The 22,202-nt window shown below is 72.8% G+C and carries 21 protein-coding genes; 6 read left to right on the top strand and 15 right to left on the bottom strand.

From position 1 onward, the window contains the following. Window positions 1-34 precede the first annotated feature (34 nt). The 3 genes from ABZ478_RS27395 (at window position 35) to ABZ478_RS27385 (ending at window position 1,200) form a co-directional block, all read left to right on the top strand. Window positions 35-121 carry a putative leader peptide gene (locus tag ABZ478_RS27395; protein ID WP_313960178.1) on the top strand — a complete coding sequence of 29 codons (87 nt, stop codon included), beginning with the start codon at window positions 35-37 and terminating at the stop codon, window positions 119-121. Between the two features lie 144 nt (window positions 122-265). Next, on the top strand, window positions 266-790 hold the full coding sequence (locus tag ABZ478_RS27390; protein WP_359553412.1) for a cysteine dioxygenase: 525 nt from the start codon (window positions 266-268) through the stop codon (window positions 788-790). Continuing rightward, window positions 787-1,200 (top strand): rhodanese-like domain-containing protein, encoded by a 414-nt coding sequence (locus ABZ478_RS27385; RefSeq protein WP_359553312.1) that lies wholly within the window; start codon window positions 787-789, stop codon window positions 1,198-1,200. The genes ABZ478_RS27390 and ABZ478_RS27385 overlap by 4 nt, the downstream gene beginning before the upstream one ends. Window positions 1,201-1,281: 81 nt before the next feature. On the opposite strand, the gene ABZ478_RS27380 is transcribed toward ABZ478_RS27385, so the two are convergent. The 5 genes from ABZ478_RS27380 to ABZ478_RS27360 form a co-directional block, all read right to left on the bottom strand. Then, complete coding sequence (locus tag ABZ478_RS27380) at window positions 1,282-3,810, bottom strand: ABC transporter permease (protein WP_359553311.1); 2,529 nt, start codon at window positions 3,808-3,810, stop codon at window positions 1,282-1,284. 196 nt (window positions 3,811-4,006) lie between these two features. After that, on the bottom strand, window positions 4,007-4,852 hold the full coding sequence (gene recX, locus ABZ478_RS27375) for a recombination regulator RecX (protein WP_359553310.1): 846 nt from the start codon (window positions 4,850-4,852) through the stop codon (window positions 4,007-4,009). 3 nt (window positions 4,853-4,855) lie between these two features. Continuing rightward, complete coding sequence (gene recA, locus ABZ478_RS27370; RefSeq protein WP_359553309.1) at window positions 4,856-5,977, bottom strand: recombinase RecA; 1,122 nt, start codon at window positions 5,975-5,977, stop codon at window positions 4,856-4,858. Between the two features lie 238 nt (window positions 5,978-6,215). Continuing rightward, window positions 6,216-7,469 carry an AI-2E family transporter gene (locus tag ABZ478_RS27365; protein ID WP_359553308.1) on the bottom strand — a complete coding sequence of 418 codons (1,254 nt, stop codon included), beginning with the start codon at window positions 7,467-7,469 and terminating at the stop codon, window positions 6,216-6,218. A 59-nt stretch (window positions 7,470-7,528) separates the two neighbouring features. Continuing rightward, window positions 7,529-7,723 (bottom strand): DUF3046 domain-containing protein, encoded by a 195-nt coding sequence (locus tag ABZ478_RS27360; RefSeq protein WP_351669671.1) that lies wholly within the window; start codon window positions 7,721-7,723, stop codon window positions 7,529-7,531. 80 nt (window positions 7,724-7,803) lie between these two features. Between ABZ478_RS27360 and ABZ478_RS27355 the strand changes: the two genes are divergently transcribed. Continuing rightward, entirely contained in the window at window positions 7,804-8,748 is a 945-nt protein-coding gene (locus tag ABZ478_RS27355) for a hypothetical protein (protein ID WP_359553307.1), read from the top strand. Window positions 8,749-8,755: 7 nt separating this feature from the next. On the opposite strand, the gene ABZ478_RS27350 is transcribed toward ABZ478_RS27355, so the two are convergent. The 3 genes from ABZ478_RS27350 to ABZ478_RS27340 are packed head-to-tail and all read right to left on the bottom strand — an operon-like array spanning window position 8,756 to window position 10,679. Then, complete coding sequence (locus tag ABZ478_RS27350) at window positions 8,756-9,064, bottom strand: AzlD domain-containing protein (protein ID WP_359553306.1); 309 nt, start codon at window positions 9,062-9,064, stop codon at window positions 8,756-8,758. After that, the gene (locus ABZ478_RS27345) at window positions 9,061-9,789 is read right to left on the bottom strand and encodes an AzlC family ABC transporter permease (RefSeq protein WP_359553411.1); all 729 of its coding nucleotides are present in this window, start codon (window positions 9,787-9,789) and stop codon (window positions 9,061-9,063) included. The genes ABZ478_RS27350 and ABZ478_RS27345 overlap by 4 nt, the downstream gene beginning before the upstream one ends. Before the next feature lie 50 nt (window positions 9,790-9,839). Next, the gene (locus ABZ478_RS27340; protein WP_359553305.1) at window positions 9,840-10,679 is read right to left on the bottom strand and encodes an AraC family transcriptional regulator; all 840 of its coding nucleotides are present in this window, start codon (window positions 10,677-10,679) and stop codon (window positions 9,840-9,842) included. Between the two features lie 114 nt (window positions 10,680-10,793). Between ABZ478_RS27340 and ABZ478_RS27335 the strand changes: the two genes are divergently transcribed. Further along, window positions 10,794-15,812, top strand: a complete 5,019-nt coding sequence (locus ABZ478_RS27335) for an ATP-dependent helicase (protein WP_359553304.1) — start codon at window positions 10,794-10,796, stop codon at window positions 15,810-15,812. Window positions 15,813-15,876: 64 nt separating this feature from the next. After that, on the top strand, window positions 15,877-16,728 hold the full coding sequence (locus ABZ478_RS27330; RefSeq protein WP_359553303.1) for a DNA-formamidopyrimidine glycosylase family protein: 852 nt from the start codon (window positions 15,877-15,879) through the stop codon (window positions 16,726-16,728). Window positions 16,729-16,762: 34 nt separating this feature from the next. Here the strand turns inward: ABZ478_RS27330 and ABZ478_RS27325 are convergent, their stop codons facing one another. From ABZ478_RS27325 to ABZ478_RS27295, 7 genes are all read right to left on the bottom strand, one after another. Beyond that, the gene (locus ABZ478_RS27325; protein ID WP_359553302.1) at window positions 16,763-17,095 is read right to left on the bottom strand and encodes a hypothetical protein; all 333 of its coding nucleotides are present in this window, start codon (window positions 17,093-17,095) and stop codon (window positions 16,763-16,765) included. 125 nt (window positions 17,096-17,220) lie between these two features. Continuing rightward, window positions 17,221-17,691 carry a DNA starvation/stationary phase protection protein gene (locus tag ABZ478_RS27320; protein WP_359553301.1) on the bottom strand — a complete coding sequence of 157 codons (471 nt, stop codon included), beginning with the start codon at window positions 17,689-17,691 and terminating at the stop codon, window positions 17,221-17,223. A gap of 196 nt (window positions 17,692-17,887) precedes the next feature. Beyond that, entirely contained in the window at window positions 17,888-18,262 is a 375-nt protein-coding gene (locus ABZ478_RS27315; protein ID WP_359553300.1) for a helix-turn-helix transcriptional regulator, read from the bottom strand. A gap of 109 nt (window positions 18,263-18,371) precedes the next feature. Beyond that, window positions 18,372-18,917 (bottom strand): CinA family protein, encoded by a 546-nt coding sequence (locus ABZ478_RS27310; RefSeq protein WP_359553299.1) that lies wholly within the window; start codon window positions 18,915-18,917, stop codon window positions 18,372-18,374. Further along, complete coding sequence (gene pgsA / locus ABZ478_RS27305; protein WP_359553298.1) at window positions 18,914-19,693, bottom strand: CDP-diacylglycerol--glycerol-3-phosphate 3-phosphatidyltransferase; 780 nt, start codon at window positions 19,691-19,693, stop codon at window positions 18,914-18,916. The genes ABZ478_RS27310 and pgsA overlap by 4 nt, the downstream gene beginning before the upstream one ends. Continuing rightward, complete coding sequence (rimO, locus tag ABZ478_RS27300; protein WP_359553297.1) at window positions 19,690-21,162, bottom strand: 30S ribosomal protein S12 methylthiotransferase RimO; 1,473 nt, start codon at window positions 21,160-21,162, stop codon at window positions 19,690-19,692. Before rimO ends, pgsA begins: the two co-directional genes overlap by 4 nt. A gap of 91 nt (window positions 21,163-21,253) precedes the next feature. Further along, on the bottom strand, window positions 21,254-22,096 hold the full coding sequence (locus ABZ478_RS27295) for a RodZ domain-containing protein (RefSeq protein ID WP_359553296.1): 843 nt from the start codon (window positions 22,094-22,096) through the stop codon (window positions 21,254-21,256). Between the last annotated feature and the right edge of the window lie 106 nt (window positions 22,097-22,202).

Below are 22,202 nucleotides of genomic sequence, written 5' to 3'. Positions count from 1 at the left end.
GACCGGGGTCCGGCAGCGTGCTGTACTCCGGATCGTGACCGACACCTGTGTGCGCCTGTGGCGGAGGGTCCATATGGACCTCGTCCGCTATGCGGGCTGCGTGTGTCGCCCGTCCTGCTGAATTTCGCTCCCCTTTTTTCTCGCGGGCGCCGTAGTGCGCCCGTTTCGGCGAACCTTCCTCAGGACGGTGTACGTGTCTGTCTCTCCCGCTGCCTCCGCATCCCTCTCCTCGGCCGGTCCCGCCTCCGGCTCCCCCGTCTCCTCCGTGCCCCCTGCCACGGCCGGTGCCGCCGGCCAGGTGCCGACCCAGGCGAAACTCCTCGACTTCGCGCGGCGTACGGCCGCCGACGGCGAGCTGATCGCCTCGCTCCCGCTCGACCCGGAGGGCCGCACCTGGGTGCGCCTGGAGGGCCCCGGCGGCAGCGAGGCCTGGCTGATCGGCTGGCCACCCGGCAGTGGCACCGGCTGGCACGACCACGCCGACTCGATCGGGGCCTTCGTCACCGCTTCGGGTGAACTCAAGGAGTACTCGCTGGCGGCACGGCTCCCCAGCGACGGCTGGAAGACCCTGGAGCTCGCCGAGGACGTGGACCGCGAGCGCCGGCTGCCCGCCGGGCAGGGGCGCGCCTTCGGCCACCACCATGTGCATGAGGTGCTCAACGAGTCCCCGGACCGGCACGCGATCTCGGTCCACGCCTACTATCCGCCGCTGCCGCGGATCCGCCGCTACAGTCGCACGGGCCAGGTGCTGCGCCTGGAGCAGATCGAGCGCCCGGAGGACTGGCAGTGAGCGGCGACCCGACTGCGCGGCCGACCGGCATCGACGAGCTGCTGGAGCGGGTCCGTGCGGACTACCGGCGCATCGACGCGCGAGCGGCGCACGAGGCGGCGCGCGCCGGTGATGCCCTGCTGGTCGACATTCGCTACGCGGCCCTGCGCGAGCGGGACGGGCTGATCCCCGGCGCCCTGGTCATCGAGCGCAACGAGCTGGAGTGGCGTCTCGATCCCCGGGGCAGCCACCGGGTACCCGAGGCCACCGGCCACGATCTGCGGGTCGTCGTCATCTGCAACGAGGGCTACGCCTCCAGCCTGGCGGCGGTCTCCCTCCACCAACTGGGCCTGCACCGGGCGACGGACCTGGTGGGCGGCTTCCAGGCGTGGCGAGCCGAGGGGCTGCCCGTGGAGCCGGCGGCGGGCTGAGCGGGCCTCCGCCGGGAGGTGACCCGCGGCTCTCGGCGAGAGCCGGCCTCCGGGGGTGGCCCGCAGCCGTCGCCGCTCGCTCTACTCCTTCGCGGTGGCCACCGTCACCGCCCTGACGCGAAGCGCCGCACGCCCGGGAAGGGCACTGGCGCTGAGTGCCAGGAGCGCGGCCACCGCGACGACGGCCACATACAGCAGGGGCATGACCGTGGGCGCTGCCCGGCCTGTCATGCCGAGGCTGAACGCGCTGAGCACGGCGAGTGAGATTCCGCTGCCGAGCGCGGTGGCGAGGAGCAGCACGGACAGCGCCTCGGTGCGGAGCATGCGCAGCACCTGACGGCGGGTCGCTCCGGCGAGACGGAGCAGGGCGAACTCGCGCACACGTTCCGCGACCGACATGGCGAGGGTGTTGACGACCGCGATGGCGGTGAATGCCAGGACCAGCCCCATGGCCAGGTAGTTGACCTCGGCGTTCGCCTGCTGGCGTTCGGCCTGGAGTGAGTCGGCGGCGGCCGGCGAAAGAATTTCGAGACCCGGGAACTCACGGAGCGTAGTCGCGAGTTGTGTCTTTGTACGGTTCGTTCCGACGAGGACGGAGGAGGCGAGCGGGTTGTCCATGTGGCGGGCCAGTAGGTCGTGGGCGAAGGTGAGGTCGCCGAAGCCGAGACCCCGGGCGTAGACGGCGGCGACGGTGAGCGTGGCGGGCGTCCCGTCGCCGAGCGTCAGTTTCACGCTGCTCCCGGGCTTCAAGTGGAGTCGATCCGCGGCCAGTCGGCTGACGGCCACGGTGCCGGGGCCTAGATCCGCGAGGGAGCCGGCGGTGACCTCCGGGTCCCAGGTGCGGGTGAGACCGGCCGGGGTGACGCCCTGGGCGGGGTACTTGTCGAGGCCGACGCGGACGGTGGTGCGCACCACCTCGGTGACGGTGTCGTGCCGGGCCCGCAGCAGCCGCGCGGCCTCCCCCGGGACGCCGGGTCCCTGGGCGGCTACGACCCAGTCGGCGGTGACACCCTCGCGTGCCTGGGTGCGGGCGGCGCCGCCGAGGGTCGACTGGACGAACAGGACGGTGCAGGTCATGCCGATGAGCAGGGTGAGGGGGGTGACGACGGAGGCCATCCGGGCGGCGTTGCCGCGCAGGTTGGCGGTGGCGAGCCGCCCGCCGTGTCCGGTGAGCCGCAGCGGTACGGCGAGCAGCAGCGCGGCCGCCTTGACCAGGAGGGGGCCGAGCAGGGCGACGGAGGTGGACAGCACGATGACGGCGAGGAAGGTCACGGGGGTCGAGGCGGGCTCGGTGCGCAGGGCGGTGAGGACGGCGACGAGGACGATGCCACCGGCGAGGAAGAGCAGACCGGCGGCGATACGCCCCCAGGCGGGCCGATCGCGCTCGGTCCTGGACTCGGCCAGGGCTTCCGCCGGACGGATCCGGGCGACCCTGCGGGAGGCGATCCGGGCCGCCGCCCAGGCGCCGAGCAGGGTTGCGGCCAGGCCGGCGAAGGGCGGGAAGACGCTGGTGGTGTGCTGGAGCGTCGCGGGTACGGCGCCCAGGGCGACGAACCTGGAGTGCAGCAGACCGCCTAGTGGCAGTCCGAGGAGGGCCCCGGCGGTGCCCGCCGCCGCGCCGATGATCAGTGCCTCCCGGCCGAGCAGCTTGCGGAGCTGACCGGGCGTGGCGGCGATGGCCCGGAGCAGGGCGAGTTCGCGGTGGCGCTGCTGGACGGTGAGTGCGAAGGTGCCGACGACCACGAGCACCGCCACCAGCAGTGAGGTGCCGCCCATCGCGCCGCCCATGCTGACCAGCCGGGTGCGGGCCGCGGCCGCGTCCAGGAACTCGACGGGACCGCGGGCGTCGCCGGTGCTGACCTGGGCGGTGGTGCCGTGCAGCGTCCGTGTCACGGCCTGCCGCACCGCTTCCGGGTCGGTGCCCCTGGCCGGAAGGACGCCGAACGCGCTGACCTGTCCGGGGTGTGCGGCCAGCCGGCGGGCCTCCGCGGTGGAGAAGAACAGGGAGGTCTGGTGGCTCACGGACGGGCCAGGAGTGGCGATACCGGTGATCTGGTAGTCGCGCGGCGACCCCGTGGACTGCACGGTGAGGCGGTCGCCGGGCCGGAGACGGGCGCGTGCGGCGAGGTCGTGGTCGATGACGAGATCACCGGTGGTCCTGGGCGCGGCGCCTACGGTGATCCGGTACGGGGTCAGTGCGGCGGATTCCCAGGCGTGCCCGTAGGCGGTACGGCCGCCGGTGCCGGCCGGGGTCAACGGCTGTGCGATGAAGGTCAGTTCGGGCACGACGCGGGCGACGCCGGGGGTGCGGGCGAGGGTCGTTCCCAAGTCGGAGGACAGCCAGGCGCGTTCGGCGACGGGTTTCGCCTTGTGCTTGACCTTGGTCTTGCCCTTCTTGTGTTTCACGGTGGTGCGGTGGACGTACTGGTCGGCGGAGACCACAACGGGAGCGGCGGCATAGCGCTCGGTGCGGATCGTGCCGCGCAAGCCGGTGTCGAGGAGGGTGCCGCAGGCGGTGATCAGAGCGGCCGCGCACATGAGGGCGAGGAAGGCGCCGAGGAAGCCCGCCTTGCGTGCGCGGACGGTCTTGAGGGCGTAACGCAGCATCATCGGAGCGGGCTCTTTTCTGTTGTGCGTCCCGGGTGTCCGTGCGCCGGCCGGCCTCGGCGTGAGCCGGGGTCCGGGGCGTGCGTACACCCTCGCCCGCGCGGGGCAGCGGGAGCACTGCGGTAGCCCGGCGTCTTGGGCGGGGGCTAACCCCACCCCGGCACACGGCCGGCGGCGCTCGGTTGCCGGGCGCCCGCCGTCAGAAGCCCTCGCCCTCGAGGAACTCCGTCTCCTCGCCCTCTTCCTCGAGGGCCTGACGGACGACGCGAAGGGCCATGCCCTCGGGATAGCCCTTGCGGGCGAGCATGCCGGCCAGGCGCCGGAGCCGCTTGTCGCGGTCGAGGCCACGGGTGGCCCGCAGCTTGCGGGCGACGAGTTCCCGGGCGGTCTCCTCCTCCTGCTCGGAGTCGAGCTGGGCGACGGCCTCGTCGATCAGCGTGGAGTCGACGCCCTTGGTGCGCAGTTCGCGGGCGAGTGCGCGGCGGGCGAGTCCCCGGCCGTGGTGCCGGGACTCCACCCAGGCTTCCGCGAACGCACCGTCGTCGATGAGCCCGACCTCCTCGAACCGCGAGAGCACCTCCTCGGCCGCCTCGTCGGGGATGTCCCGCTTGCGCAGGGCGTCCGCGAGCTGCTTGCGGGTGCGCGGGGTCCCGGTGAGCAGGCGCAGACAGATCGCCTGCGCCCGCTCGACCGGGTCCCCCGAAGACTCCCCCCGCTCGGCCCTCGACGAGGCGGGGGCGCCTTCGTCCTCACCGGGCGGCTCCCCGAAGCCGCCCCGCCGACGGCCACGGCCGCGCCCACGGCCACCCCGTGATCCGGCGGGCCTCCCCTGGCCGTCGGTCGCGTTCGTGCCGTCCCCGTAGGGCTCGCCGCCCGGGCGCGTGCCGCCGCCCTCGTACTCGCCGAGCCCCTCGTTCCTTCTTCCGTCGCCCCCGTACCCGTCGTCGCCGGCCGTGGCGGAGCCCATGCCGTCCCCGGTGCCCCTCTCCCGCGGGGCATCGGGGGTGGCGTACTCGTACTCGGCCCAGTCGGTTCGTCGTGTCACGGGTCAGCTCTTGGCTGCGGCGGCCTTGGGCTTGGTGGCTTTAGCGGCCGCGGGCGCCGTCTTGGCGGCGTCGTCGGCAGGGGCGGCGACCGCCGCGTCCGCGCCCGGCTCGGCGGAGGGCTTCTCCGGCCGGACACCGACGCCCAGCTTCTCCTTGATCTTCTTCTCGATCTCGTTGGCCAGGTCGGGGTTGTCCTTCAGGAAGTTGCGCGCGTTCTCCTTGCCCTGGCCGAGCTGGTCGCCCTCGTACGTGTACCAGGCGCCGGCCTTGCGGACGAAGCCGTGCTCCACGCCCATGTCGATCAGGCCGCCCTCACGGCTGATGCCCTGGCCGTAGAGGATGTCGAACTCGGCCTGCTTGAAGGGCGGCGCGACCTTGTTCTTGACGACCTTGCAGCGGGTGCGGTTGCCGACCGCCTCCGTGCCGTCCTTCAGGGTCTCGATGCGGCGGATGTCGATGCGCACCGAGGCGTAGAACTTCAGTGCCCGGCCACCGGTCGTGGTCTCCGGGGAGCCGAACATCACACCGATCTTCTCGCGGAGCTGGTTGATGAAGATCGCGGTGGTCTTGGACTGGTTGAGCGCGCTGGTGATCTTCCGCAGCGCCTGGCTCATCAGACGGGCCTGCAGACCGACGTGGCTGTCGCCCATCTCGCCCTCGATCTCCGCACGCGGGACGAGCGCGGCCACGGAGTCGATGACGATGAGGTCGAGGGCGCCGGAGCGGACCAGCATGTCCACGATCTCCAGGGCCTGCTCGCCGTTGTCGGGCTGGGAGAGGATCAGGTTGTCGATGTCGACGCCGAGCTTCTTCGCGTACTCGGGGTCGAGGGCGTGCTCCGCGTCCACGAACGCGACCTGGCCGCCGGCCTTCTGCGCGTTGGCCACGGCGTGCAGGGTCAGCGTGGTCTTACCGGAGGACTCCGGTCCGTAGATCTCCACGACACGGCCGCGCGGCAGGCCACCGACTCCGAGGGCGACGTCGAGCGCGGTCGACCCGGTCGGGATGACCTCGATGGGCTCCATCGACCGCTCGCCCATGCGCATGACAGCGCCCTTGCCGAATTGTCGTTCAATCTGTGCGAGCGCGGCGTCGAGCGCCTTCTCGCGGTCGGTTCCTGCCATGGGTTCCACCCGGTTTGCTTGAGTCGATCGCTTCACGTCAAAGACGCTAACGCCTGCCACTGACAATGCGCCCCGACGCAGGCCCGGCCTGTGGATAACCTGGGCACATACCCCATCCAAAGGGGACAAAATCCCCGTCCGGAGCCTCGCCTGAGCTTCCATAAGAATGGATGTTCGATTTTGGTGTCAAGCGCACCACACAGGACCACGGCGGGCGGGCTGCCGGCGGCGTGGTCCGCTACGAGGACTCCTGCGAACCGGGCCGCCGTCCCCACAGCAGCCGCACGCGCGTGAAGGCGCCGGGACGGCCCGGATCCCGTCGGCGGTGCCCGTGTACCCGCGGATCGTCCGTGACGGTGTACCGCTTCACGTACGCCCCCAGGAAGGCCTGCAGCGTGGCGACCGCGGGGATGGCGATCAGCGCGCCGACCGCGCCGAGCAGCGCGGTGCCCGCGATCACCGAGCCGAAGGCGACGGCCGGATGGATGTCGACGGTCTTGGAGGTCAGCTTGGGCTGCAGCATGTAGTTCTCGAACTGCTGGTAGACCACGACGAAGATCAGCACCCACACCGCGTACCAGGGGTTCACGGTGAACGCGATCAGCATCGGCAGCGCGCCCGCGAGATAGGTGCCGATGGTCGGGATGAACTGCGAGACCAGCCCCACCCAGACGCCGAGCACGGGCGCGTACGGCACGCCCAGCGCCTCGAGCAGGATGTAGTGCGCGACCCCGGAGATGAGCGCCATGAGGCCGCGTGAGTAGAGATAGCCGCCCGTCTTGTCGACGGCGATCTCCCAGGCGCGCAGCACCTCGGCCTGGCGCGCGGGCGGCAGGACGGAGCAGAGGGCCCGGCGCAGCCGGGGGCCGTCGGCGGCGAAGTAGAACGAGAACAGCCCGACCGTCAGCAGCTGGAAGAGGCCGCCAAGCACCTGGGCGGACACGTCGAGCACGCCGGCCGCGCTGTTCTGGGCGTACTTGCGCAGCCAGTCGGAGTGCAGCAGGCCCTCCTGGACGTCCACCCGTCTGAGCTCCATGTGGAACGTCTGGTTGATCCAGTTGATCACCGAGTCCAGATAGCCGGGGAAGCCCTCGACCATCTTGATGATCTGTCCCGCCAGCATCGACCCGAGCAGCGTGACGAAGCCCGCCGCGACGATCGTCAGGCCGAGGAAGACCAGGAAGGTGGCGAGGCCCCGGCGCATGCCGTGGGCGGCCATCCAGCTCACCGCGGGCTCTATGGCGAGCGCGAGGAAGAACGCGATCAGGATGTTGATCAGCAGTCCGGTCAGCTGGTGGAAGGCCCAGCTGCCCAGCTGGAACGAGGCGATGAGCGCGAGGGCGAGCACCATGGCCCGCGGGAGCCAGCGCGGCATGCGGGGCCCGGGCCGCTCGGCGGAGCCGTCGTCGGCCGGGCGCCGGGCGTGCGGCGGCGAAGCGGTCGGGGAGGCTGCGTGCCGGACGGCCGGCTCATTGTCGTCAGTGGGTGCCACGCACCCAGTCTCGCCCACGCGGCCGGCGGCCACGGCCCGCCCGGAGTCCTCGTGTCGGCTCAGTGCCTCTCCCCGGGCACGTTCATGACCGAGCAGACCACTCGCCACACGTCCTTGGCGTCCCAGCCGGCGTCCAGTGCCTCGTGCACCGTGCGTCCGCCCAGCTCCGTCATCACATGATCGCGCGCGAAGGTGTCGGCGTACCCCGGACCGAAGTGTTCCGCCATCCGCTGCCAGAAGACCGTCAACCGCATGACTCCAGTATCCCGCCCCTGGGGGTGGGGCCCGCCGGGAGGCGCCTGCCGGGACCGCTTTCCGTCCTACGGTCTGTCGCATGGCCGAATCAGGAGCTTCCCCACTCCCCCCAAAGCCCCCGGCGCGCTCCCCGCTCTTCCGCGCCGAACAGTTCGTCTGGCTCACCGCGCGCGTGCTGGAGCAGCGGCTCTTCGCGTACCACTTCCTGAACGGCGCCGCCGAGCCGGTGGAGGCCGCGCTGAACGCCTACCGCAACGAGGACGACGGCTACGGTCACGCGCTGGAACCCGATCTGCGCGGACCCGTGAGCCAGCCCCTGCACACCGCTCGCGCGCTGGGCGTCCTGGACGCCATCGGACGCTGCGGCGGGCAGCGGGTGGAGCGGGTGTGCCGTCATCTGACCGCCGTCTCGACCGCGGACGGCGCGCTGCCGGCGGCCGGCCCCGGCCAGCGCGGCTACCCGGTGGCACCGTTCGTCCCGGTCGTGGACGATCCGCCGAGCGATTTGCTCGCCACCGGTCCCGTGGTGGGGCTGCTGCACCGCAACGAGGTGTGGCACGCCTGGCTGTTCCGGGCCACCGACTTCTGCTGGCAGGCGGTGGAGTCCCTGCGGAAGTCACACCCCTACGAGGTGCGGGCGGCGGTGGCCTTCCTGGACTCCGTCCCGGACCGCCCGCGCGCGGAGGCGGCGGCCGACCGGCTCGGCCGTCTGGTCCGCGAACATCGGCTGGCGGTACTGGACCCGGACCGGCTCGACGCGTACCCGGTCGCGCCCGGGTACGCCTGCGGCGAGCACCACTTCCCGCACGACTTCGCGAGGAGCCCGCGGTCGCTCGCGCGCGCGTGGTTCACGGACGAGGAGATGACACGCTCCCTGGACCACCTCACGCGATCGCAGCAGGAGGACGGCGGCTGGCCCGTCCGCCGGCGCCGGTGGGCACCGGCCCCGGCCCTGGAGGCGCGGCCCATGGTGACGATCGAGGCACTGCGCACCCTCAGGGCGTACGGCCGCTTCGTGGGCTGAGCCGTGCTCAGCCGCCGATCGCCCGCACCCCCGCGGTCACCACCACCGCGGCGGCGACGACCAGCAGGAAGGGTGCGCGCAGCATCAGCGCCACGGCGGCCGCGCCGAGCCCCGCCGCCCTGGCGTCGAGCACGAGGGCGTGCCCGTCGGCGAACGTCTGCTGGGCCGTGAGCGCGGCCAGCAGGGCGACGGGCAGCAGGGCGGCGAGCCGCCGGACGAGCGGCCGCTCCATGGCGCCCGCGGGCACGAGCAGTCCGGCGAGCTTGACGGCGTAGCAGCCGAGGACGGTCAGGCCGATCGCTGTCCAGGTGTTCACCGGTCCTCCTCCGTTCCGCCCGCCGCGGTCCTCCGGGTGCGTCCCATGCGCCGGCCCTCGACGAAGAGGGCGACCGGCGCGGCCAGTGCCGCCACCAGAACCGGTACGCCGGCCGGCAGGGCGGGCAGCAGACCGAGGCCCAGGAGAACCGCGAGGCCCGCGACCGCCCGCTCGGTGCGCGTCTTCAGCATGGGGGCGAGCAGGGCCAGGAAAACGGCGGGGCCGGCCGCGTCCAACCCCCAGGCGTCGGTGTCCCCGATGGCCTTCGCGCCCAGCGCGCCGAGCAGCGTGGTCAGGTTCCACAGCAGGTACAGGCTGAGCCCGGTCACGGTGAAACCGATCCGCGCGGCACGCCGGGTCGGCTGGGCCAGGGTCACGGCCGTGGTCTCGTCGATCACCCACTGGGCGGCGAACGGCCGCAGCGCGCGCGGTACGGCCAGCATCTGCGACAGGCGCAGCCCGTAGAAGGCGTTGCGCACGCCCAGGAAGAAGGCGCCGGCGGCGGCCGTGAACGGGCTGCCGCCCGCGGCGAGCGCGCCCACCAGGGCGAACTGCGAGGCGCCGGTGAAGACCAGGAGGCTGAGCGCGCAGGTCTGGAGGAGTCCGAGTCCGCTGCCGGCCGAGGTCACGCCGAAGGCGAAGCCGGAAAGCCCCACCGCGACGCCGACGCCCAGGGCGTCCCGTACGACGGCGGAATCGGGCTTGGCGGTGCCTTCGGAGGACATGTCCGCGAGTGCTGTCTGTTGTGCCACACCCCGGACGGTACGTCCGGCCCTCAGTCCGGGTCTTGTACGTTCTTGCGCTCGCGCTGGTAGGCGCCCGGGGGCACGCCGACGATGCGGGCGAAGTGCCGGTTGAGGTGGGGCTGGTCGGTGAAGCCGACGGCGACGGCCGCCTCGGCGGGCGCGGTCCCCGCGTCGAGCAGCAGCCGCGCGCGGCGCACGCGCGCGTCCGTCAGCCAGGTGTGCGGCGGCATCCCGTAGGCGTCGCGGAACGCCCGCAGCAGGGCGAACGGGCCGGTCCCGAGGTCGGCGGCCAGGCGCTCCAGGGTCGGCGGCGCGGCCATCTCCTCCTCCAGCACGGCACGCGCGCGTGCCGCGATCCGGGCGCCGGCCGTCCGGCGCGGCCGCTGGGGCAGCGGGCCGCCGTTGAGCCGCAGCAGCCGGGTCACGGCCACCCGCAGCAGGGTGTCGGCGGCCAGTGCGTTGCCCTCATCGGCGGCGCGGAGCACCTGGTGGACCAGGCGGACGGTGTACGGATCGTCGAGGACCGGGCCGGCGAAGCCGGGGGTACCGCGGATCGTGGTGGTCTCGGCCGCTATCGCGGCCACCACCTCGGGTGACGGATAGACCGCGCCGTAGCGCCAGCCCTCGGGGACCCCGGCCCGGCCCGTGTGCGGGGTGTCCGGGTTGACCAGGGCGAGGGCGCCCGCGCCCGCCGACACGTCGGAGCCCCGGTGGTGGAAGACCTCGACGCCGTCGGCGATGGCCGCGATCACGAAGTTCTCGTGAGTGTGCCGGACGAAGCTCTTGCGGATGTACCGGGCACGCAGCAGGTCGACACCGGGCAGCTGCTCGTAGCGCCAGTGCCGTGCCCGCTCCGCCGAACCCGCCATACGTCCATTCTCCGCCAGGCCGGCGGAGACCGGTCGGCGGCCGGCTCACGCCCGGACCCGCCCCTTTTGCCCAGGTCAGCCCGATTGTCAGTGGCCGGGTGCAGGATGGAGGGCATGGTCAGCTCCGCACTCCGAGCCCTCGACGGCTTCTCGCCCGCGACCCGCGCCTGGTTCACGGGGGCGTTCTCCGCGCCCACCGCGGCCCAGGCGGGCGCCTGGCAGGCCATCGGCGCGGGCTCGGACGTGCTGGTGGTGGCACCCACCGGCTCGGGGAAGACGCTGGCCGCGTTCCTCGCCGCGCTGGACCAGCTGGCCTCGACGCCGCCGCCGGCCGACCCGAAGAAGCGCTGCCGGGTGCTGTACGTGTCCCCGCTGAAGGCCCTTGCGGTCGACGTCGAGCGGAACCTGCGCAGCCCGCTGACCGGCATCCGCCAGGAGTCCGTGCGCCTCGGCCTGCCCGAGCCCGAGGTGAAGGTCGGCATCCGTTCCGGGGACACCCCGGCCGCCGAGCGCCGCGCGCTGTCCACGCGCCCGCCGGACATCCTGATCACGACCCCCGAGTCGCTGTTCCTGATGCTGACGTCGGCCACGCGCGACGCGCTGACGGGCATCGAGACGGTGATCCTGGACGAGGTGCACGCGGTCGCGGGCACCAAGCGCGGCGCGCACCTCGCGCTGTCCCTGGAGCGGCTGGACGAGCTGCTGCCGAGGCCCGCCCGCCGCATCGGGCTGTCGGCGACGGTGCGTCCGGTGGACGAGGTGGCCCGCTATCTCTCGCCCCGCCGCAAGGTGGAGATCGTCCAGCCGGAGTCCGGCAAGGAGTTCGACCTGTCCGTGGTCGTCCCGGTGGAGGACATGGGCGAGCTGGGCGGTTCTCCGGCGGCCGACAGCGGCGACGGGGCGGAGCGGCCCTCGATCTGGCCGCACGTCGAGGAGCGGATCACCGACCTGGTCCAGGCACACCGCTCCACGATCGTGTTCGCGAACTCACGGCGCCTGGCCGAGCGGCTGTGCAACCGGCTCAACGAGATCGCCTACGAGCGGGCGACCGGCGAGTCCCTGGACGAGCACCATTCGCCGGCCGAGCTGATGGGCGGCTCGGGGGCGGCCCACGGAGCGCCCCCGGTGATCGCACGCGCGCACCACGGCTCGGTCTCCAAGGAGCAGCGCGCCCTCGTCGAGGAGGACCTGAAGGCGGGCCGGCTGCCCGCCGTGGTCGCCACCTCCAGTCTGGAGCTGGGCATCGACATGGGCGCGGTCGACCTCGTCGTCCAGGTGGAGTCCCCGCCCTCGGTGGCCTCCGGGCTCCAGCGCGTCGGCCGCGCCGGCCACCAGGTGGGCGCCGTCTCCACCGGCGTGGTCTTCCCCAAGTACCGGGGCGACCTGGTCCAGTCCGCCGTGGTCACCGAGCGGATGCGCTCCGGCGCCATCGAGTCCCTGCGGGTCCCCGCCAACCCGCTGGACGTGCTCGCCCAGCAACTCGTCGCCATGACGGCGCTGGACACCTGGCAGTTCGACGACCTGCTCACCGTGATCCGTCGCGCGGCTCCCTTCGCCTCGCTCCCCGAGTCGGCGTTCACCGCGACGCTGGACATGCTCGCGGGCCGCTATCCGTCCGACGCGTTCGCTGAACTGCGCCCGCGCGTGGTGTGGGACCGCGTGGCCGGCACGATCACCGGCCGCCCGGGCGCCCAGCGTCTCGCGGTCACCTCCGGCGGCACGATCCCCGACCGGGGCCTCTTCGGGGTCTTCCTCGCCGGTTCCGACCCCAAGAAGGGCGGCGGCCGGGTCGGCGAGCTCGACGAGGAGATGGTGTACGAGTCCCGGGTGGGGGACGTCTTCACCCTGGGCACCAGTTCGTGGCGCATCGAGGACATCACGCGCGACCGTGTCCTGGTCTCCCCCGCGCCGGGCGTGCCGGGCCGGCTGCCCTTCTGGAAGGGCGACCAGCTGGGCCGTCCGCTCGAACTGGGCCGGGCGGTGGGCGCGTTCCTGCGCGAGGTGGGCGCCCTGCCGAAGGACGACGCCCGGCGGCGCCTGCTCAGCGCGGGCCTGGACGCCTGGGCGGTGGACAACGTCCTGTCCTATCTGAGCGAACAGCGCGAGGCCTGCGGGCATGTCCCGGACGACCGCACGATCGTGGTCGAGCGCTTCCGGGACGAGCTGGGCGACTGGCGGGTGGTCGTCCACTCCCCCTTCGGCGCCCAGGTCCACGCCCCCTGGGCTCTCGCCCTGGGCGCCCGCCTGTCCGAGCGGTACGGCATGGACGCGCAGGTCATGCACGCCGACGACGGCATCGTGCTGCGCCTGCCGGACGCCGACCTGATGGGGCTGGACCTGCTCGACCAGGAACCGTCGAGGGGCGGCGCCGAGTACGACAGCGAGCAGGCCCCGATCGGCGCCGGGGACGTCGCCTTCGACAAGGGCGAGGTCGACCAGATCGTCACCGACCAGGTCGGCAGCTCCGCCCTGTTCGCCTCCCGGTTCCGCGAATGCGCCGCCCGCGCGCTGCTGCTGCCGCGCCGCAACCCGGGCAAGCGCACCCCGCTGTGGCAACAGCGCCAGCGGGCCGCCCAGCTGCTCCAGGTGGCGAGCGAGTTCGGCTCGTTCCCCATCGTCCTGGAGGCGATCCGCGAATGCCTCCAGGACGTCTTCGACGTCCCCGGGCTCGTCGAGCTGATGGGCGACATCGAGTCCCGCAAGGTCCGCCTGGTCGAGGTCACCACCCCCGAGCCGTCCCCCTTCGCCCGCTCCCTCCTCTTCGGCTACGTCGCCCAGTTCCTCTACGAGGGCGACTCACCGCTCGCCGAGCGCCGCGCGGCCGCGCTCTCCCTGGACTCCCGGCTGCTGGCCGAGCTGCTGGGGCAGGCGGAACTGCGCGAACTGCTCGACGCCGACGTGCTGACCGAGCTGGAGCGCGAGCTGCAGTGGCTGACGGAGGACCGCCGGGTCAAGGACGTCGAGGGGGTCGCCGACCTCCTGCGGCTGCTCGGCCCGCTGACCGACGCCGAGCTGGCCGAGCGGGGCGCCGAGCCGCAGTGGGCGCGGGACCTGGCCGCCGCCCGCCGGGCCATCCGGGTGCGCATCGCGGGCACCGACCACTGGGCGGCCGTGGAGGACGCGGGCCGCCTGCGGGACGCTCTCGGCACGGCGCTGCCCGTGGGCGTCCCCGAGGCCTTCACCGAACCGGTCAAGGACCCGCTCGGCGACCTCCTGGCGCGGTACGCCCGCGCCCACGGCCCCTTCACGTCGGCCACGGCGGCGGCCCGCTTCGGTCTGGGCGTGGCGGTCACCGACGGCGCCCTGCAGCGGCTGGCCGCGGCCGGCCGTGTCGTCCAGGGCGAGTTCCACCCGGCGGGCATCGGCCAGGAGTGGTGCGACGCGGCCGTACTGCGCCGGCTGCGCCGCCGTTCCCTGGCGGCCCTGCGCCATGAGCTCGAGCCCGTGCCGCCCGCCGCGCTCGCCCAGTTCCTGCCGCAGTGGCAGCACATCGGCAAGGGCCACGAGTTGCGCGGCACCGACGGACTGGTGCGTGCCATCGAACAGCTGCAGGGCGCCTCCGTGCCCGCCTCCGCGCTGGAGAAGCTGGTCCTGCCCTCACGCGTCGCCGGCTACACGCCCTCGATGCTCGACGAACTCACGGCGGCCGGCGAGGTCGTGTGGGCCGGGGCGGGCGCCCTGCCCGGCAAGGACGGCTGGGTCTCCCTGTACATGGCGGACGCGGCCCCGCTACTGCTGCCACAGGCGCACCCGCTGGAGCTGACGGCACTTCACCAGTCGGTGCTGGACGCCCTTTCCGGCGGCTACGGCCTGTTCTTCCGCCAGATCGCCGACCAGGTGCGCGCCACCACGCACCCCGAGGCCGGCGATCCCCAACTGGCCGACACCCTGTGGGATCTGGCCTGGTCGGGACGGCTCACCAACGACACCCTCACCCCGATGCGCGCCCTGCTCGGCTCCGGCCGTACCGCGGGCTCGACGGCCCACCGCGCCAAGCGCACCGTCCCACGCGGCCGTTACGGCTCCCTGACCGCCGCGGCCCGCGCCGCCTCCCGCACCGGCCCGCCGACGGTGGCCGGCCGCTGGTCGCTCCTCCCCGCGCCGGAACCGGACGCCACTGTGCGCGCGCACGCGCTGGCCCGCACCCTGCTCGACCGGCACGGCGTGGTCACCCGGGGAGCGGTGGCCGCCGAGGGCGTCGAGGGCGGTTTCTCCGCGGTGTACCGCGTGCTGTCCGCCTTCGAGGACAGCGGGCAGGCCAGACGGGGTTATGTCGTCGAGGGGCTGGGCGCCGCCCAGTTCGCGATGGACGGCGCTGTCGACCGCCTCCGCGCGGTCTCCAACGCCCGCGAGCGCGGCCAGGGCCTGCCCAACGGTTTCGGCGGCGACCACGGCACCTCGCCCTTCCCCGCCGACGGCGGCACCCTCCCCGACCGCGGCGCCCCCGGTCACACCACTCCCGGCGGCTTCGCCGATACCGACGGCGGACTGGCCCACCCGGGCCTCGACGGCGACTTCACCTGGCCGCCGGACGAAGCGGCACGGCCGGGCGGCGGCGAGTTCACCTGGCCGCCCGGGAACCACAGCCCCGCCCCGGACGAGTACGTCTCCCCGCGCGACCGCGCCCCGGCGGACCCCTTCGCCACTCCCGGCTACGGCGGCCCCAGAGGCGGCGGTCCCGCTCACGGCCCCTACGGGAACCGTGATTTCGGCGACCGCCGCGGCCGGTCCTCCTCCCCCGACCCGCGTGCCGCGGTCCTCGCCGCGGCCGACCCCGGCAGCGCCTACGGCGCGGCCCTTCCGTGGCCCGAGCCGCCGACCGGAGCGGGACACAAGCCGGGCCGCAAGGCCGGTTCGCTCGTGGTGCTGGTGGAGGGCGAGCTGACGCTCTACATGGAACGCGGCGGCAAGACCTTGCTGGCCTGGCCCGCCGACCCGGACACGGCCGCCGGCGACGACCCACGCCTGCGCACCGCCGCCCAGGCCCTGGCCTCGGCCGCCCGCGCGGGCTCCCTCGGCACGGTCACGGTCGAGCGGATCAACGGCGCGCAGGCCCTGACCTCTCCCCTGGGCGCCCTGCTGGAAGGAGCCGGCTTCATCGCGACCCCGCGCGGTCTGCGCCTGCGCGCCTGAACACGGCGACCACCACGGCCCGCCGGCGCCACCGCGGATCACCCGTCCGTGGCACCCTTGACGCATGCCCGAAGGTGACACGGTCTGGCAGGCCGCGAAACGGCTGCACGACGCCCTCGCGGGCAAGGTGCTGATCCGCAGTGACTTCCGGGTACCGCAGTACGCGACGGTCGATCTCACCGGTCGCGCGGTGCTGAGCACCATCGCGCGAGGCAAACACCTGCTCACGCGCTTCGAGGGTGGGCTGACCCTGCACACGCATCTGCGCATGGAGGGCGCCTGGAAGGTGTACGGCACCGGCGAGCGCTGGCGCGGCGGCCCGGCCCACCAGATCCGGGTGATCCTGGGCATCGCCGACCGCGCGGCCGTCGGCTACCGCCTCCCGGTGCTGGAGCTCCTGCGCACCGGCGAGGAGGAGCAGGCCGTCGGCCACCTCGGCCCCGACCTGCTCGGCCCGGACTGGAACCCCGACCTCGCCCTCACCAACCTGCTCGCCGACCCCGGCCGCCCTCTCGGCGAGGCCCTGCTCGACCAGCGCAATCTCGCCGGCATCGGCAACGTCTACAAGTGCGAGCTCTGCTTTCTGGTCGGCGCGACGCCGTGGCTGCCGGTCGGCGCCCTGCCGGCGGACCGTGCCACCCGGCTGATCGGACTCGCCAAGAAGCTGCTGGAGAGCAATCGCGACCGCCCGGTCCGGCAGACCACGGGCCTGCACCGGCAGGACCTCTTCGTCTACGGCCGCGCCCCGCGTCCATGCCTGCGCTGCCGTACTTCGATCCGGGTCGCCGACCAGGGCGACGGCTATCAGGAACGCCCCACCTACTGGTGCCCGCACTGCCAGACGGGCCCGGCGCCTGCGCGGGGCACGGCCCAGGCCTGGCGCGAGCGCTATCCGCGCAGGTCGCCGTCCAACTGATCGACGCTCCGTCAGCGGCGCGGTCCACGCTCCGTCAAAGACGCCCGTCACCGAGGTCGGTCGGTGCGATGTCCGAGTCGATGCCGTCGCGCCGGACCGGATCCACATCCCCCGAACAGGGGCCCGGCGCCGCTGTGATGACGCTGCCCGCCCGCCAGGCCGCCTTCCACCGTCCCGCCGCCACGGCGCCCGTCGCCCGTCCCCTGGGCACGCAGTGAACCGGCAGAACGCTGAGCCCCCAGCCACCGATGGCGACGGCTCCTTCGAGCACACCCGCGCCCTGCCCGAGGGTGATCCGGAGCACGCCCCACCACCACACGGCGCCCAGCCCGAGAGCGGTTCCCCAGCGCAGCACCCGTCTCACCATGGCCGCCACCTCCAGCCGGACGCCGGAACACCGCCCGACCCGCACGGGAGGCGCACCGAGGGCTCACTGCCGCAAGGACACCGGACAGGCGGTCCGCCGCGGAGTGACCGGCGCAGGGCGGCTCCTCACGCGTTCTCCGCCTGGAACATCCAGTGGTGCTTCTCCAGGTCGGCGGTGATCCCGATGAAGATGTCCTGGGAGACCGGGTCGGGCTCGCCGGTCGCCGCCACCCGCTCCCGCATCCGCGTGATCACCGCGCCGAGCGCGTCGACCATCGCCCGAACCGCGTCGGCGTCCTTGATCCAGCCGGCCGGAGTGGTTCCGATGCCGCTGCTGGCGGCGACCGTGGACGCGCGGCCGTCCGGTGGGACGCCGAGGGCCGAGGCCCGCTCGGCCACCGTGTCGGAGTGGGTGCGCGCGGAGGCGACGACCTCGTCGAGCTGGAGGTGGATGGACCTGAAGCGGGGCCCGACGACGTTCCAGTGGATCTGCTTGGCGACCAGCGAAAGGTCGACCAGGTCCACCAGGGCGCCCTGCAAGGCCTCGGACACGGTCTTCAGTGCCTCGTCGGGCAGCGGGCTCTTCACGACGTACATCCGCTTCCTCCGGTGGGTTCGGCGCCGGTCACGTCACCTCCACGATGACCGCCGTACCGGGTACCGGCAAACGGGCGCAGCCACGGGCCCGGGTCACATGGACAGAAGAGAAGCCCCGGCCGGGCTTCCCAGGTCGCCTGGGTGGCCCCGGCCGGGGCTTCACGCGTATCGGGTGGTCAGGCCGTGCTCGCGGACGTCACGCGGCGACCACGTCCACCGCCTCGGCGGGCGCCTTGATGGTCACCCGTTCCGGTGGCACACCGGTCACCGACACGGAACCCAGCATCGGACGGACCGGCGCGGGTACGGGCTCGGTGGCCGTGGCGGACTGGGCCAGCTCGGCGAGCGCCAGCTCGTCGCTCACTTCCCGCATCAGTTCCGACATCCGTACGTCCAGCGCGTCGCAGATGGCGGAGAGCAGCTCGGAGGATGCCTCCTTCTGCCCCCGCTCCACCTCGGAGAGATAGCCGAGTGAGACTCGGGCGGACGAGGAGACTTCGCGCAGAGTACGGCCCTGGCGTTGGCGCTGCCGACGCAGCACGTCACCCAGCAGGCGACGGAGCAGAATCATCGGTGGCTCCCTCCTCGGACCGCGTAGCCGCATCCTTCTCGCCCCACCGTACCGCCTTGCGCCGCGGCCGTGCGGGGAGCGATGTCGTGTTCACTCAGGGCTGCAAACATCAAAACCCCCCGTTCCGTTCCGTATCCTGTGCCCGCTCATTCCCGGTCTGTTCGCCCGCAAGCTCCTTCTGAAGCAGTGCGAGTACGCTCCGTACACTCTCCATACGAATTTCCGCACGGTCGCCGTTCAACCGCAGCGCCTCCACTTTTCCGCCACCGGCAGAACCCGGAAGGGCGGAAAATGGCCCGTCGACGGCGACGAACACCGTTCCGACGGCCTGGCCGTCCTGCGGGTCGGGCCCGGCGACTCCGGTCGTCGCGAGGCCCCAGTCGGCACCCAGAGCCTTGCGTACCCCGGCGGCCATCTCCGCCGCCACCTGCGGATCCACCGCGCCGCGCTCCGCCAGCAGGGTGGCGTCGACTCCGAGCAGTTCCCGCTTCAGCTCGGTGGCGTAGGCGGTGATAGAACCGCGGAAGACCTTGGACGCCCCGGGGACCGCGGTGATCTCCGCCGCCACCAGACCACCGGTCAGCGACTCCGCGACGGCGAGGCTCTCGCCCCTCACGGTCAGTAGTCGCACCAGTGCGGTGGCCGGGGAACTCACGCTTCCTTCTCCTCCAACGCCGCCGCGCGTTCGGCGATTCCCCGCCGGCGCAGCACAATGGCCTGCCTCACGTAGTCGAGGCCGGTGACGACGGTGAGCACGACCGCCACGGCCATCACCCAGAACCTCATGGTGGCCAGCCACCCCGTCAGTGCCAGGACGTACATCCCGACGGCGACGCCCTGGGTGAGCGTCTTCAGCTTGCCGCCCCGGCTCGCGGGGATCACGCCGTAGCGAATGACGAGAAAACGCAGCAGCGTGATGCCGAGTTCCCGGCCCAGGATCACGATGGTGACCCACCACGGCAGATCGCCCAGGGCCGACAGACAGATGAGCGCCGCACCCATGATCGCCTTGTCGGCGATGGGGTCGGCGATCTTCCCGAAGTCGGTGACCAGGTTGTAGGTGCGCGCCAGATGCCCGTCGAACAGGTCGGTGATCATGGCGACGGCGAAGGCCGCCCAGGCGAGCGAGCGCCAGGCCGGGTCGTAGCCGCCGTCGGCCAGCATCAGCGCCACGAAGCCGGGCACGAGGAGCAGCCGGAGCATCGTCAGCAGATTGGCGACGTTCCACACGCTGGCCTGGTTGACGGCCGCCGCCGTCAGCTTCCCGCCGCGCGCGGGACGCGCACCGCCCTCCGGGCCGGGGGCCGGAGCGGGAGAACGGGCAACGGAGCCGGAGACCTCGGAAGCAGCGCCGTCGGCAGCGGCGGCCGAACCCCGGGCGCCCTGCGCACCGGTGGAGCCGCCCGCGGCGGATGCCGGGACTCCGGTCATCTGCCCGCCTCCTCACTGCACGACGGCGAGCCCGCCAGCGGCTCGGCGACCAGGTCGACACCTTCCGTGCCGACCACCTTCGCCTCGACCATACGTCCCACACTCAGGCCCTCGCCGCTCGTGAGCAGCACCTGGCCGTCCGTCTCCGGTGCCTGGTGCGCGGCCCGGCCGTACACGCCGTCCTCCCCGCCGACGGATTCCACGAGGACGTGCACGGTCTCCCCGAGGCGCTCCTCGGCGCGCTGGGAGACGAGTTCCTCGGCGAGCCGGGAGACACGGGCGAGGCGCTCGGCGACGACGTCCTCGTCCAGCTTGTTCTCGTACGTGGCCGCCTCCGTGCCCTCCTCGTCGGAGTAGCCGAAGACACCGATGGCGTCCAGCCGGGCGCCGTTGAGGAAGCGCTCCAGTTCGGCCAGGTCGGCCTCGCCCTCGCCGGGGAAGCCGACGATGAAGTTGGAGCGCACGCCGGCCTGCGGTGCCTTGCCGCGGATGGTGTCCAGCAGCTCCAGGAAGCGGTCGGTGTCGCCGAAGCGGCGCATGGCGCGCAGGACGCCGGGCGCGGAGTGCTGGAAGGACAGGTCGAAGTAGGGGACGACCTTCGGGGTGGAGGTCAGGACGTCGATCAGGCCCGGGCGCATCTCGGCCGGCTGCAGGTAGCTCACGCGCACCCGCTCGAGGCCGTCGACCTCCGCCAGCTCGGGCAGGAGGGACTCCAGCAGGCGGATGTCGCCCAGGTCCTTGCCGTAGGAGGTGTTGTTCTCGGAGACCAGCATGATCTCCTTCACCCCCTGCTCGGCCAGCCACCGGGTCTCGTTCAGCACGTCGCTGGGACGGCGGGAGATGAAGGAGCCGCGGAAGGAGGGGATGGCGCAGAAGGAGCAGCGCCGGTCACAGCCGGAGGCCAGCTTGACCGAGGCGACCGGCGAGCCGTCCAGGCGGCGGCGCAGGGGCGCGCGCGGGCCGGATGCGGGCGAGACGCCCTCCGGGAGGTCGGCCGGGCCGTGGCCGGGCAGCGCCACGGCGGCGGCGGAGTCCTGCCGCTCGGCGGGGCTGATCGGCAGCAGCTTGCGGCGGTCGCGCGGGGTGTGCGCGGCGTGGATGCCGCCGGAGAGGATGGTCTGCAGGCGGTCGGAGATGTCGGCGTAGTCGTCGAAGCCGAGCACGCCGTCGGCCTCGGGGAGCGCCGCGGCCAGTTCGTTGCCGTACCGCTCGGCCATGCAGCCCACCGCCACCACGGCCTGGGTTCTGCCATGGTCCTTGAGGTCGTTGGCCTCCAGAAGGGCATCCACGGAGTCCTTCTTGGCGGCCTCGACGAAGCCACAGGTGTTGACCACGGCGACATCGGCGTCCGCGGCGTCCTCGACGAGCTGCCAGCCGTCCGCCTCCAAACGGCCTGCGAGCTCCTCCGAGTCCACCTCGTTACGGGCGCAGCCAAGAGTGACAAGTGCGACGGTACGGCGTTCAGGCATGGGCTCAAGACTACTTTGTCTGGCTGACACCCCACGTCGACGGGGTTGGCCGATCTTGGCCAACCCCGTCACATCCGCGCCCCGTCTGCGTTTATCCGGCCTCGGGGTCGCCCTTCGTGTACGTGAGACGCTCCACGGCGCCCGGCCGGAAGTCGTCCTCGATCTTCTTGCCGTTGACGTACAGCTCGATCGCGCCGGCGTCACCGAGGATCAGGTTGATCTTGGAGCTGTCCTGGAAGGTCTTGGACTCGCCCTTCTTCAGCAGCCCGTCGAAGAGCATCCGGCCGTTGTGGTCCTTGGCGGAGATCCAGCTGCGCCCGTTCGGCGCGCTGACCTGGACGGTGACCTTGTCCTGCGGTGCGGCGGCGATGGCACTGTCGGACGGCTCGGACGACGGCGCGGCGGGCTTGTCCTTCTTGGGGGTGGGCGAGGACGACTTGCCGGGCTCGGGCGAGGCCCCCTCGGCCACCTGCGACTTGGCGTCGTTGCCGCTGTCGCCGCCCTTGAACGCGGTGAACCCGACGAAACCGACGACGGCGACGATCGCGGCGACCATGGCCGCCGTCCAGTTGGGTCCCCGGCGCTCGGGACGGATGCGTTCCGCCTCGAACATCGGCGCGGCCGGGGTGGGCGCGGGCCGCCCGCCGTGCTCGGCGTCGTACTGCGCGATCAACGGGGCGGGGTCGAGACGCACGGCCCTGGCCAGCGTGCGGATGTGCCCGCGCGCGTACACGTCACCGCCGCAGGGGGCGAAGTCGTCCGCCTCGATGGCGTGCACGATGGCGATACGGACACGAGTGGCACTGCTGACGTCGTCGACCGTGAGCCCGGCCGCGATGCGGGCCTGCCGCAGGGCGTGGCCGACGGAGGGACGGGCTTCCTCGGACACGTCGTGGAACGGACGCTCGTCTTCAGGGGAGTTGCCGATGGACACGGGGGCGCCTTTCGAGCGTGTGAGCCACCTGTGCTGGAGGTTCAGTCTAGGCGGGTACGAAAGGGTGGAGCGACCGGGCGGGGGGTGTTTGTACGCCATCGGTATG

Source organism: Streptomyces sp. NPDC005706, from assembly GCF_040631045.1.
Taxonomy (GTDB): Bacteria; Actinomycetota; Actinomycetes; order Streptomycetales; family Streptomycetaceae; genus Streptomyces.
Note: the sequence above shows the minus strand (reverse complement) of the source record. Positions and strands in the feature narration are given on the sequence as shown.